The sequence below is a fragment of the Enterococcus sp. DIV0574 genome (assembly GCF_051711125.1).
Taxonomy (GTDB): Bacteria; Bacillota; Bacilli; order Lactobacillales; family Enterococcaceae; genus Enterococcus_D; species Enterococcus_D gallinarum.
Genome location: NZ_JBIOMA010000002.1, coordinates 1 through 13,803, shown reverse-complemented (window position 1 = coordinate 13,803; position 13,803 = coordinate 1). Strand labels below are relative to the sequence as shown.

The 13,803-nt window shown below is 36.9% G+C and carries 12 protein-coding genes; 1 reads left to right on the top strand and 11 read right to left on the bottom strand.

Annotated elements, in window-relative coordinates; translation table 11 throughout:
• Positions 1-23 precede the first annotated feature (23 nt).
• From IGJ45_RS16705 to IGJ45_RS16695, 3 genes are all read right to left on the bottom strand, one after another.
• On the bottom strand, positions 24-839 hold the full coding sequence (locus tag IGJ45_RS16705) for a carbohydrate ABC transporter permease (protein ID WP_122647275.1): 816 nt from the start codon (positions 837-839) through the stop codon (positions 24-26).
• Entirely contained in the window at positions 839-1,714 is an 876-nt protein-coding gene (locus tag IGJ45_RS16700; protein ID WP_142972104.1) for a carbohydrate ABC transporter permease, read from the bottom strand. Before IGJ45_RS16700 ends, IGJ45_RS16705 begins: the two co-directional genes overlap by 1 nt.
• A 104-nt stretch (positions 1,715-1,818) precedes the next feature.
• The gene (locus tag IGJ45_RS16695) at positions 1,819-3,207 is read right to left on the bottom strand and encodes an extracellular solute-binding protein (RefSeq protein WP_142972103.1); all 1,389 of its coding nucleotides are present in this window, start codon (positions 3,205-3,207) and stop codon (positions 1,819-1,821) included.
• Positions 3,208-3,390: 183 nt separating this feature from the next.
• On the opposite strand from IGJ45_RS16695, the gene IGJ45_RS16690 reads away from it, so the two are divergent.
• Positions 3,391-4,071 carry an IS6-like element IS1216 family transposase gene (locus IGJ45_RS16690; RefSeq protein ID WP_002331383.1) on the top strand — a complete coding sequence of 227 codons (681 nt, stop codon included), beginning with the start codon at positions 3,391-3,393 and terminating at the stop codon, positions 4,069-4,071.
• 33 nt (positions 4,072-4,104) lie between these two features.
• Here the strand turns inward: IGJ45_RS16690 and arcC are convergent, their stop codons facing one another.
• The 8 genes from arcC to IGJ45_RS16650 form a co-directional block, all read right to left on the bottom strand.
• Positions 4,105-5,058, bottom strand: coding sequence for a carbamate kinase (gene arcC, locus IGJ45_RS16685; protein ID WP_438768775.1), 954 nt, complete (start codon positions 5,056-5,058; stop codon positions 4,105-4,107).
• Entirely contained in the window at positions 5,058-6,482 is a 1,425-nt protein-coding gene (locus IGJ45_RS16680; protein WP_428208024.1) for an oxamate carbamoyltransferase subunit AllG family protein, read from the bottom strand. Before IGJ45_RS16680 ends, arcC begins: the two co-directional genes overlap by 1 nt.
• A complete protein-coding gene (gene fdrA, locus IGJ45_RS16675; protein ID WP_171918230.1) occupies positions 6,483-8,036 on the bottom strand; it encodes an acyl-CoA synthetase FdrA in 1,554 nt (517 codons plus the stop codon).
• Positions 8,037-8,050: 14 nt separating this feature from the next.
• Positions 8,051-8,941, bottom strand: coding sequence for a DUF2877 domain-containing protein (locus IGJ45_RS16670; RefSeq protein ID WP_171918229.1), 891 nt, complete (start codon positions 8,939-8,941; stop codon positions 8,051-8,053).
• 12 nt (positions 8,942-8,953) lie between these two features.
• On the bottom strand, positions 8,954-10,492 hold the full coding sequence (locus IGJ45_RS16665; protein ID WP_171918228.1) for a xanthine permease: 1,539 nt from the start codon (positions 10,490-10,492) through the stop codon (positions 8,954-8,956).
• Positions 10,493-10,519: 27 nt separating this feature from the next.
• Positions 10,520-11,182, bottom strand: coding sequence for a cysteine hydrolase family protein (locus tag IGJ45_RS16660; protein WP_171918227.1), 663 nt, complete (start codon positions 11,180-11,182; stop codon positions 10,520-10,522).
• 14 nt (positions 11,183-11,196) lie between these two features.
• Complete coding sequence (locus tag IGJ45_RS16655; protein ID WP_216661570.1) at positions 11,197-12,708, bottom strand: hypothetical protein; 1,512 nt, start codon at positions 12,706-12,708, stop codon at positions 11,197-11,199.
• Between the two features lie 179 nt (positions 12,709-12,887).
• The coding region (locus IGJ45_RS16650; protein WP_438768774.1) for a PucR family transcriptional regulator at positions 12,888-13,803 on the bottom strand (916 nt) is incomplete at its 5' end.

Sequence of the window (13,803 nt, the reverse complement as noted above, 5' to 3'; positions counted from 1 at the left end):
ATCTGATTATCCAAAATGTTCAATTACTTAATCGAACCGCTAGCCACACCGGCAATGAACCGTTTTTGGAAAGCAATATAGATCACGATAACAGGAATGATGGAGATAGATGTGGCAGCAAAAAGACCACCATAATCTGTTCCATACTGTCCATTAAACAAACGCAACCCTACAGAAAGCAGTTGTTTCGATTGATCATCAATCATCAAATATGGCCACAAGAAGTCTTCCCAACTCCAAAGAAATTGAAAAATCGCCAAACTGGAGATAGCATTTCTGGACATCGGCAAGATGATTCGATGAAAGATATAAAAATCGGAGGCTCCGTCCACTCGTGCCGCTTCTAATAATTCATCAGAAATTTGTGAGATAGACTGTCGAAACATAAATATTCCGAATCCACTGACCATCGAGGGTATAATCAGTGATTTATAGGTATTCAACCAACCAAAGTCCACCATCATTTCGTATTTAGGAATGATCGTCACTGCCCATGGCAGCATCATCGTACTCAAGACAACACCAAATAAAAGATTCTTCCCTTTAAAATGAAATTTTGAAAAAACGAACCCCATCAAAGCACTAGTGTAAATAATGATTGCAGTCGTTAAAACAGCAACGAACAAGCTGTTAAAGAACATCCTCATAAAATCGAATTTTTCCTGAACGCCGGTAAAGTTTGCCAAAGTCGAAGGTGTAGGAAATAATCCTCCGCCTATTTTTACGATCTCACTGTTAGGCGCAAAAGCGGAAAGCAGCATCCAGATAAAAGGAATGATCGTGATCAATGCCAATACTAATAAAAATATATTCAACACCAGAGATTTCACTTTTTCCATTATGCTTCATTCCTTTCACCTGTGACTTTAAACATGATGATCGTTAAAATCCCGATAATAACAAACAAAATAATCGCCATCGCTGAAGCTGTCCCAAAATTGTATTTTACAAAGGCCTCATCAAAAATCAAATACGAAATAACATATGTAGATGTTCCGGGGCCTCCATTTGTCATGATTAAGATCTGGATATATGCTTGCAAATAAGTGATCAGCGATGTAATAACAACAAAAAGCGTTGTCGGTTTCAAAAGCGGTAACGTAATCCGCCAAAAAGTCTGCCAGCTAGTAGCCCCATCGATTTTAGAAGCTTCAAAAACATCTTCTGGAAGGCCCATTAAACCACCTAAAAATAAAACCGTTGCATAACCGAAATCTTTCCAAATTGTCATGATAATGATTGCCGGTAATGCCCATTGAGAATCCTTCAGCCAGTTGATATCCAAATTGAATACTTTATTTATCAAACCAAATTGTGGATCGAACATCCACATCCAAACAAAGGAAACTGCCACTAATGGTGTAATGGTCGGCATATAAAATAAGCCTTGAAAAAGGGTTTTGACTTTTGTTAACCTTGAAGATAAAAGCAGTGCTAAGCCTAAACCAAAAACGATCCGAAAAACTACTGCGAAAAAAGCAAACACCATTGTATTTCCCATTGACTTCCAAAAAAGTCCGCTTGTCAGCACCTTTTTAAAATTTTCCAATCCTACGAAGTTATATTTATCAATCAGAGGATTCCAGTCATGTAAGCTCCCCGCAAATGCTTTATAGATGGGATAAACCAAAAAAATAGCAAAATACACAACTAATAACAAGACCGCGATATTCTTCAAATTGATAAAAGAGCGTTTAGGTTTTATTGTTTCCATAGTGACTCACCCCTCTTTTTTATTAGGGATTGCGACATGAGCTTTCCTATCGTCGAAGCTCAACGATAGATTACTTTGTCATGCCGCATCCCTGAAATTACCGATTAATTTGCTTCATCAATAAATTTATAAGTATTTTCCAGTGAAACAAAATCCGTATCCCGCATATCTTTTTCCATTTGTTGCTGACCGGATTTTAACGCACCATCTAAATCTTTTCCGTTAAATAAAACATCTTCCATGGTCTTTGTACCTGTAGTTTCAATTGTTGCTGGAAATGGACCAGGCCAAATCAAGCGATCTACTCGCGGTGCGATTACCTTCAATATTGGATTATCCAGAATTTCAGCATTATCCGCTAAAGATTTCTTGGTTGGGAAAGAAGCAAGAGATAGCGCGCCCGCTTTTGAATATTCATCATTAGCCAGACAGTATCTTAGAAAATCTTGTGCTACCGCTTGCTGTTCTTCTGTTTGATTCTTATTGATTCCTGGTGTGCTTTCACCATTGTAACGGTCATAAGCCATTGGCACCGATTCATCCGGAGTTGGTGTTGCAAATACACCAAATTCGATATCAGGATAATTAGTATTCAATTCATTTAAATAGAATCCCCATTTATAAACCATCGCAGATTGACCATTGCCAAAACTTTGGGAAGAGTCTGCTCCAAAATCTTTTGAGCCGACTTGGTCTTTTTCATACAAATCAAGTAAAAATTGCAAGTTTTCTTTGGTAGTGTCATTATCGTAGTTTGCGACTTTGCCATCATCTTTGAAAAGCAACTCACCTTTTTGATAATTCAAGCCTTGATAGATCGCACTGTAAGTTTCACCATTCCAGTTGAATCCGGCTTGTGTGATTTTATCGCCATCTTTTTTCGTTAGTTTTTTAGCAACTTCCCGGAATTGATCCCATGTTTTAGGGATATCCTGATCAGTTAACCCAGCTTCTGCCCATAATTTTTTGTTGTAGTAAATGTTACCCGTGTTGATCATGCTGTCGATATAGTAAACTTTGTCATCGATCACGTGAGGATCTACCGACGTAAAGTCTGCCTTTAAATCTTCTAAATCGATATCATATGGTTGTAAATAAGGGATCAATAAATCATGTTGAGAATTGTGGATATTGAAAACCGCAGGGCCATTTTTTCCTTTCAAAGCCAAAGGTAACTTAGTCCAATAATCCTCCCACGGATGGTTCACGACTTTAATAGAGACATTAGGATAAATTTTTTCATATTCTTTTGCCATTGCAATCGCTGGATCGCCTTCATTCCATGTCCAATATTCAATATCAATCGGTTTTCCGTCGTTTACTAACTTATTGGGATCGAATTTTACTTGATCACCAAGAACTTCCATTCCCTTATCTTCTTTTGTATCTGTCGTACCTCCAGCACTTCCGCCCTGACTACCATTTCCACATGCCGCTAATCCCCCAGCCATCAAAAATGTTGCTAACATCACTAACATCTTGCTTTTCTTCATGAAGCTTTCCTCCCTTTAGTTTAACATTCAACTTCATCAGTAGTTTAACGTTAAACTAAATAGTTGTCAACGCTTTCAATGAATTTTTTATTTAATAATTGTCGTAATCGGTTTTGTTGCAAAGTTTTAAATCTACTATCAGATAAGGTAGAATAATAGAAAAAGATAGCAGGAGGAATGACGATGAGTCATTTTAAAGGAAAGCAATTTCAGCAGGATGTGATTATTGTAGCCGTGGGCTACTATCTTCGTTATAACCTTAGCTATCGTGAAGTTCAAGAAATCTTATATGATCGTGGCATTAACGTTTCTCATACGACGATTTATCGTTGGGTGCAAGAATATGGCAAACTACTCTATCAAATTTGGAAAAAGAAAAATAAAAAATCCTTTTATTCATGGAAAATGGATGAAACGTACATCAAAATTAAAGGAAAATGGCATTATTTGTATCGAGCCATCGATGCAGATGGTTTAACCTTGGATATTTGGTTACGTAAAAAACGGGACACACAAGCAGCCTATGCTTTTCTTAAGCGGTTAGTGAAGCAGTTTGATGAACCGAAGGTTGTAGTCACAGATAAAGCCCCCTCTATTACAAGTGCCTTTAAGAAACTAAAAGAATACGGCTTTTATCAAGGGACAGAACATCGTACCATTAAATACCTGAATAATTTGATTGAACAAGACCATCGTCCAGTAAAGAGACGCAATAAATTCTATCGAAGTTTACGCACTGCCTCTACCACGATTAAAGGCATGGAAGCCATTCGAGGATTATATAAGAAAACCCGAAAAGAAGGCACTCTCTTCGGGTTTTCGGTCTGTACTGAAATCAAGGTATTATTGGGAATCCCAGCTTAAATCATAGATACCGTAAGGGATTTTATTCTTTATTTAAAACTTTGCAACAGAACCACTATGAAGAACTGTCCCCGTTTTCCCTAAAACAGCCTCTTTAGCTTTTTCCAGGGACGAAATAATTGCTTTTCTACCCGGTTTTGATTCAACGAATTTAATAGCAGCCTCTACTTTAGGTAGCATACTTCCAGCCGGAAAATGACCTTCTTTTATATATCTTCTTGCTTGTTCGACACTCAAGTCTTCTAATTCTTTTTGGTTTGATCTACCAAAATTTATAGCTACTCTTTCTACTGCAGTTAAAATAAAGAAGAAGTCTACATCTAATTCTTCAGCTAGTTTTTCACTAGCTTTGTCTTTATCAATAACTGCTTCTATACCAATCAATTCATTTTGTTCTTCAACGACAGGAATACCACCACCGCCTGCTCCAATAACAATATGTCCATTGTTCACGAGCTCTTTCATCATGTTGGACTCTACTACTTTAATTGGCTCTGGAGAAGGAATAACTTTTCTATATCCCCTGCCTGAATCTTCGATATATTGATCACCGGAAAAGTCTGAAAGTTTCTTTGCTTCTTCTTTTGAGTAAAAAGGACCAATCGGCTTTGTAGGGTTCTTAAATGCTTCATCTTTCTTATCCACTACAACTTGTGTAACTAATGACACAACTGATTTTTCAATACCTCTATTTAATAATTCCGTTCTCAATGCATTTTGTAAATGATAACCAATATATCCTTGGCTCATTGCCCCGGATTCTGGGAATGGCATACTATAGGCCAAGTCTCCTTTTGATTTTGCATAGTCTTTAAATGCTAAGTTAATCGCACCCACTTGAGGACCATTACCATGAGATAGAGTCACTTCATGACCTTGTTCAATCATGTCGACAATGGCTACAGCTGCATTCTTAGCTAGACTTTTTTGTTCCTCTGCATTGTTTCCCAAAGCATTACCACCTAGGGCAATAAGGATTTTACTCATTATTGCCCCTCCTTGTACATATCAACAAACGCAGTAATAGCTTTTTCAAAACATTCAAAAGGAGGATGAACTATACCTGCTCCAATTTGACCAATACCAGCTTTTTTATGAGCCATACCGGTATTAATTACTGGAAGAATACTTGTTTCAATAACTTTCCTAATATCAATACCGTAAGCTCCCCCTCGGAAGTTTAATGTCGGTATTGAGTAATTGCTGTTTTCTCCTATTGTGATTTCATACATTTGCTCGCTGTAATTAATAGCGTCCTGAACTTCTCCTCCAACAAACTGCACAATAGCTGGTGAAGCTCCCATTGCAAATCCACCAATACCCATTGTTTCTGTAATAGCACTGTCTCCTAAGTCCGGATTTGCATCCTCTTCAGTATAACCTGGAAAGAACATGCCTTTAACAAAGTTGGCAGGTGCTGTAAACCATTGATCTTTATCCAAACCACTGATACGAATCCCAAATTCAACACCATTTCTGGCCATAGTTGTAACGACAGTAGAATATTTCACACCATGTGCAGCATCCAATGCCGATTTGCTGGCAGGCATAGATAAGTTCAAGAAGTAGTGTTCATTTTCACGGATGAATTTAGTGACACCTCTTAATTCTTCCTTACTTAAATCAGTCTGCAGGAAATAGTCAATAATTTCACGATAGAACAAGCTGGTAGAAGCTTTATTTCTATTGTGGCATTCGTCTCCCATATGAAGAGCCTGAGACGTGATTGATTTCAAATCAATACCGTCTGTTAAAGCTAGTGCTTTTTTAAGAGCTGGTGCAAAAGTCTCTTCAATCCATTTCAATCGATTGATAACTTCTTCAGAATTCGCTCCAAAACGCAACACTTTTCCTAAACCTTCATTAACCGTACAGAAGGCTTTGTTTCCGTGTGTCCTGTTTTCAACCACGTGAACTGGCATAGAAGGCGAAATAATGCCTGCCATAGGTCCTACTGCATCATGTTTGTGGGCAGGAGCAAATTCAATTTCTCCTGATTCTGCTAGTTCGTTAGCCTCTTCTTGATTAGAAGCCAACCCTTCATACATTAGCGCACCAATAATTGCGCCTTTTACCGGTTCAGCCATTTCTTTCCATTCAATTGGAGGGCCAGAGTGTAATATTAACTTTTTGTGCATACCAGGAATGATATTAATAGCTTGATCAATGTCTACTAAAAATGGATGAGCATCTTTTATCAATTGAATAGTTTTTTGATTTGCTTCGTTTATTTCTTCTTTGTTTTGTAAAAAATCAAGCGCATCAAGTAACTTTGAATTTCCTCCAGCAGGTGGTCTCCAATCAAATTGAACAGATTCTACATTTTGTAAATCTAAATCTTGTTTGAATTTAGGTGTCCCAATATTAATAACACGTAAATCTCCGTTTAATATTTCTTTGTTGTTACTCACTTAATTGACCTCCTTATTTGCAATCATACCCGCTGTTTTACTTGCCATTTCATTACTGTTTGCGATAAAAACACCAATTTCTCTTAGTTTATTCTCTTGTTCTGCCAAACCTTGTTTATCATTATCAGTACCACAGACATAAGCAACAATAGGGAGGTAACGATTATTTTCCTCAGCAATCTTTTTGGCTTTAATAAGTGTTTCCAGAGATTCACCAACTGGATTTTCATGAGAACCGTATCCAATTTCAAAGTCTAGTAATAGAACGGCAGTATTCGGATTTTCAGCCTCTTTAATGATACGTTCATTTCTTAAGTTTGGTTCAATCATTGGATGTGGTTTTCCTTTAGTAAATTCATCATCACCCATATCAAGTAGCATGTGACTTTCGCTTACTGAAGTATCTGTAAGTTTTTCATCCTCATGTTTAGCCACATTACTTTTAATTCCCTGAACTTCTTCTCGTAAGATGGACAGAGCTTCTGCAGTCAGTGTTCCTCCACAGAATAATCCTTTTACAAAAGATTGAGAATCATTCAATTTCTCAAATTCTCGTTTAATTTCTTCTCGTTCTTCTACACTTAAGTCCGTATTGAATACTGCACTGTCATCTAATGCTAAAACAGACTGACGAGCAGCTTCGATTAAGGTTGGAGTAAATGTTGCTCCTGATTCTTCAACAGCTTCTCTATCTCCATCTAAGAAACAGACAACAACGGGTTTTGATACTTCTTGAACTTTCTTTAAAATTTTGTCTTGTACCGATTTTGCAGGTGGTTTAGATATTAAGGTGATGACTTTTGTGTTTTCATCTTCATCTAAGAGTCTTAATCCTTCAAGCATCATTATGCCACCGATTTTCTCATGTAAGTCTCTTCCGCCCGTACCAATTGCCTGAGTAATGCCATAACCCATACGATCAATTTGAACAGCTACTTCCTGTAAACCCGTTCCAGAGGCAGCTACGAGACCAATCCCACCTTGTTTAACTTCATTTGCGAAACATAAGCCTATTTGATTTATGATTGCAGTTCCACAATCGGGTCCCATAACAAGTAAATTCTTTTCGGTACCCAGTTCTTTTAATTCTCTTTCTTCTTCAATCGTTACATTGTCACTAAACAGCATAACGTTGAGACCTTGGTTAAGTGCTTGTCTGGCTTCTCTCGCGGCGTATTCTCCTGGAACAGAGATAACTGCCATATTGGCTTCAGGTAATGCATTCAACGCTGCATTAAATGTAGTAACAGCTTCATTACCTTTTTTATTCTTAGACGTTTTTTTGGAGTTTAGCTGCTCATCCGCATAACTTAAAGTATCATTTAAAATCTCTTCGTTTTCTGTCTTAACAGCTATTATCAGGTCATTCTCAGTTGCAGACTTTGCTTCTTCTGTCATCATACCTACGTTTTCCAGTAAATCTTTATTCATTTCAGTAGCCATAGAAACAACTGCGTCAACTACGCCTTCTTGCTGCAAAATTTTTCCCGAGAGTGACATTAATGTAACTGAATCATGATAGGCATTTTTCTCAATTAAAACTTTAATTTCCACTTCGTTCTCCCCTTTTACTTTTTTTGTAAATATCTCAACCCAAAACAGACGCCAACTAACATATCTGTTCCTGATGTCGATCCGATTTCCAATACACTATCAGCAGATTGTTTGTGTACAAAGCTGTCCTCGTGATTAAACAATAAATAATCACGTAAAGCAGCATTGACTCTACCTTGTAGGATATGCCTAATCATATAAAAACTGATTGTAGTTGTCTTACTTTGGAAGTCATTCATCTTGAATGAATGGAAGATTTTTTTCACTTCCAGACTTTCCGGCGCATAACAATATAAAACTGCGAGTAAACCTGTTATAAAGTCATCTCCGGATGGAGTCAGACCTACTCCCAGTCCCATAAACTGTTTTATATTTTCATAAGATAGTTCATTATCAAGTTTATATAACAATTCCATGAAAAAATTATCATATGCCGTTTCAATTTGAGTATTATTTATTTTTTCTTCCAAAAATAAATAAGCATTTCGTATTCCTTTAGGTTTTCCATAATCAGTCAAATAATCTTTCAAAAAGCAATAGTTATTATTTATATATTGGTGATCTCTGCGTACTTCTGGTAAATGACTATTCCATCTACGAGCCTGTGTATAGATCAGTTCGAAATTGCCAATAATTAATGTGTGATCGGCTTTAAGATAAACATTATCTCCTATGTTCACAGAATCTCTTATGTCTATAAACGATTGAACATTATTTGTTTTCATCATGTAAGGAGATGATATGACGCTGTCCAAAGCGAACGCAACCAAGAAGTGGGGATAAGTAAATTCGATGTTTATGACTCTTTCGAATTTACTTATTACTTTGCCCCTCATCTTTACAGCTTTAGAAGAATACAGATACTCCCAAAGATTATTATCCATCTGATTGATTACTATTGTCATCAACTCACCTGTCTAACTATCTAAATCCAACTCTTCTTTTTCATCAGCATGTCTATAGAAATGGAATACTAATAAACCTATTGCCATTGTCAAATAACCTAAAGCAGCACTCAATCCTGTCCCAAGACCGATTTCCCCTACATGAATAAATCCAAAGTAAGATAAAACAGCTGTTACTAATGCGTAAATTGCAGCTAGTTTGAAATTGCGTTCGATTAAGTAGATAACAATAGTAATAAGCATCATAGACACCAAAATGTCTGAAGATCCCAAGGTGTTCCAACCTTCATAATATACACCATTATCTTGTAAAACACTTAATCCAATTTCTCCTGCACTTGTACCTGCAGCTGTTAAAGCATTATCAACCTGCAAGATAACAAAGCTTGCGATAAACGGCATTAAACCGAGTATCATTGCTGGCAGATGCTTTGCCTTCGCTGTAGAATATGCTTGCGTTCCGATTGACATAGCAATATAAACTAAGATTGGCAGTAAAGCTACTAACGGAATAATCGACATTACAAGGGGCATTAAACCAATAAATGCTAGCAATAAAACACCTACTCCTGTGGCAAGTGAATAACCCACTCTCGCGCCAGTTGCTTTCCAGCCAGGGTGTCCGATATATATAATTGTCGGGAAAACACTTCCTAAGAATGAACCCAAAATTGTCAATAATCCAGGGACAAGTAATGACAGACCAGTTGGATATTTATCTCCTCCAACTTCTGCACTTTCAATATTATCTAAGCTTTCAAGGAAGTCATAAATAGCTAATGGAATAGCCGCTGCCAAGAATGGTGATAAATAGGCGAATCCTTGTGCTAACTGAGAAAATGCAAAGGATGGTAAGGAAATTGAAAATCCACTTGCAGCTTCTTGTACTGCATTTATGTCCATATATCCTGTTGCCCATGCCAACAACATTCCGATAATAATAGCAAGCAACCCTGCAGGAATATTACCTGGTAATTTTTTATGCGCTACCCATCCACCTAAAACAATAACTAAGGTAAGTAATCCAATATACGGAGCACTGAATATTTCACCCATAGGATTCATGGCAATATACGTTAATGCCAGTCCAGCTAATGAACCTAACAAAGCACTTCTAGGAATGTACTTTTGAATAAATGGTCCCACTACTGCGCCCAAAGTCATTATGATTCCTTGTATGAAATTCCATGTAACCCCTGTTGACCAGGCTGCTACCCAATCTCCAGTTTGTGCATAGACAGGCAGCATCACTCCAAATGCAACGATAAAATAATGAGGAACACTCAGCCCATACGGCATTGCTGTTACATTTGAGTTATTTCGTTGAATTGACGCTCTCCTTGCTTGGATTGCAAATATAATTCCTCCGAGCCCAATAGAAACAGCAGCCCCAGGTACAATACTTCCATATACAATGTCAGTTGGCATATTAATAGCTGCTAACAACCCAATTGCTGCTAAAAAGTTTGTTATTACATTACTGAATAATCCAAAAAATCCATTGATATCCCCTTTAACAAACCAAGGGGTCCCTTGATTATTATTTTCCATAATTTTCTCTCCTATACTACAATTTCATTAATTGTTTAATGCTTCTAATAAACTAGTAGATGGCGCCGTCCACCCGAAAATTCCACCTTGTTGGTTAAGCATACGAATTGAGTCTTCATGGTCTTTTGGATCAAAGGCTGCACAGCAGTCCTCCAACATTAAGCACTCATATCCTCTGTCGTTGGCTTCTCTAATAGTAGACTGAACGCATACATGTGTTGTTACACCTGTCACGATAAGCGTTTTAATATTTCGGTTTCTTAAAATAGATTCCAAATCCGTTTGGTAGAAAGCGCCTTTACCAGGTTTATCTAAAACGACTTCGTTTTCTTTTGGTTGCAGTTCATCAACAATATCGTGTCCGTATTCGCCTCTGATTAAGATTCTTCCCATCGGACCTTCTTCTCCGATTCCACCGCCTCTTTTTGATTTGCTAGCTGGAACATCGGTAAGGTCTGGTCTGTGTCCTTCTCTCGTATGAATCACAAGCATATCTCTTTCTCTTGCTTCTTCCAACACACGTTGAACATTAGGAATGATTTTATTTGTAGCTGAGACATCATTTCCTAGTTTTTCTCCGAAACCTCCTGAATATAAGAAGTCTCTTTGCATATCAATAATCATTAAAGCAGTTGTTTCAATATCAAATTCAAATTGGTAAGGTTTTGCTTGTACTTTATAAGTTGCCATGGTTAGTTCCTCCATTATTTTTTATTTTTTATAAAATTTGCTAACAAAATGATTATACCTACAAATGCGTAACTAAGTGTCATATCACCTCCCACATTAAATCCAACTATTGGAGAATGGATAATGCCAAAAAATGAAAAGACAGCACCTAAAACTGCCACGACAGCAGCTTTATTAAAGTTTCTGTCAATTATAAAAGATAATAAGCTGGCCCAAAGCATAGATATAATTATTGCTCCAGAACCGAGAACAAGCATTCCACTGAATTCAACACCAGCATCACTGATAACTTCATAACCTACTGAAAGCGGATCCGTGCCAGCAGCTGTCAAGGCATTTTCAATCATTGTTCTCCCCCAGTCAGCAAGCCAAGGAATAAGTGCAAGAATGACTGCAGGTACATATTTACTCTCAGTTTCTTGAAATGCCTGAGCACCTATCACCAAACCGATATAAATAAGTATTGGAAGAATTGCTTCTATAGGAATAATGCTCAGCAGCAGGGAAATAAGGCCGAACCAAGTAATTGCCAGCAGACCTATTCCTGTTGCTAATGTATAACCAATACGTGCACCCACTTCCTTCCAACCTGGATGTCCAATAAAAACTGCTGTAGGAAACGGACTACCAAATAAACTAGCCAGAATACTGGTCGCGCCATCTGCACTCATCGTCCAGAATGTGCTATATTTATCGCCAGCAGCTTCAGCGCTTTCTAAATTGTCGATTGTCTCAAACATATTATAAATACCTAAGGGGATAGCTGAAACTAAGAACGGCGTAGCTTCAGATAATCCGCTTACAATCCTGTTAATAGAAAAGCTTGGTAACGATATCTCGATTGAATTGAAGGAAACAGCAAGCAGTTCGAAGTTCATCTTTCCTGAAACCCATCCGATAAGTGTCCCGATTATTATGGCGACTAAGCCGACTGGTATTCTAAATGGAAAGTTTACCTTTCCAAACCAACCCATCAAGATAATGGCAAGAGAGACCAGACCAATATAAGGCAAGTCAAATGTTTGCATAGCCGGAGTCATCGCAATAAAGGTAATAGATGCTCCTGCAAGGGAACCTAGCATAGCAGCTCTTGGAATGATTTTTCTTAGTCTTTCTCCAAATAAAGCGCCAAGCATTTCAATAACACCTTCAATAAATCCCCAAGCTAAACTGGCATACCAGGCAGCATACGGATTACCGGTCGCTTGATAAACAGGTCCCATAATAAGATAAACAATCAAAAACATATGAGTGACACTTGTACCCGAAGGCAGTGCCGTTACATCATTTCTGTTTTCTCTTACAGCCAGTCTATAAGCCATAATTGAATAAATCACACTGCTTGCAAAAATTGATAAACCAACAGCTGGAAGGATTGTTCCCAGAGCAATCTCTGGAGGCATCCCAACTGTTAATAACAGCCCTGCCATAACCAAGAGATTAGTCAGGTTATTAGTAAACAGGCCGAAAAATCCATCAATATCAGAACGCTGCCATGTTTTTATATCTATCCCTTTAGTAGTCAATGCATTTTACCCTCTCAAAATCAATATTTTTTCAAGCAAGTCCATCGTTCTTTGATTCTAAGTTAATGATAACAGCCTCACAAACTAATGTCATTGTAAATAAATGATATAAAAACGCTTTCATTTTGTCACTTTTATACAAACCTACTAAGAATCTAAATTTCCTTACTAGGTTTCTCCTATATTTTGTAATTTAAATACTTCAGCAGTTGTAAAGCCACTGCTATTTCTGTCGTTTTACTACCGTTTGATAATTCAACACCTAACTCATTTAACTTACTTACTCGATATCTTAGGGAATTATAATGAATATATAAGTCCTCTGAGCTTTTTTTCATGTTCATATTGTTAGTGATTAATGACTGCAAAGTATCAATTAAATTCATATCATTTTTTTGATCATTCCGGATAACAGCGCCTAATATTTCTTCTATATACTGGTTTAAATATTCCTTGTCTTCAATTAAATGAAAGAGCTTAAAGATTCCCAAATCTTTATAAATCTCGATAAATTGCTGTTCGGAATAAACATCTTTATAAATATTTTGAACCAGAAGCGCCTCTTTGTATGCTTGAGAAATTTCTACCATATTAAAAAATTTTCCAGATATACTTACACTGACCGGTCCAAATTTTTTCAGATATTTGACAAAAATTTCGCTTGCTCTTTTTAATTTAGTTGGTAGATCGATTATCAGCGCAACACTAACAAAGCATATGATTTGATTGTTATATAATGCAGTTTTTATATTTTCGTGAGGTATTTCGCATACGTTGGCAATCGTTTCGGTAATCGCTCCTGAATCTAACGCTTTATAGTAATTACTTAATCTAGTTTTTTCGTTACTATTCTTAATATCAATAAGCAAAATAACACTTGGAAAATGAATATCCCATTTGAAAACTTTTGCTTTTTGAATAAGCTCCGTTTGAGAAGTATATTGTGTATGAATCATTGAACTAATAAAACTATCTAAATAATTTCTCTCTGTTTGTATGAGCGACTGACGATTTTGTAATAAAAAGGCAAGTAAAATAATTGCTTGTTCAATGACAATATTTAAATAAGAAATTTTGTCTTTTTTATTTTTTAAG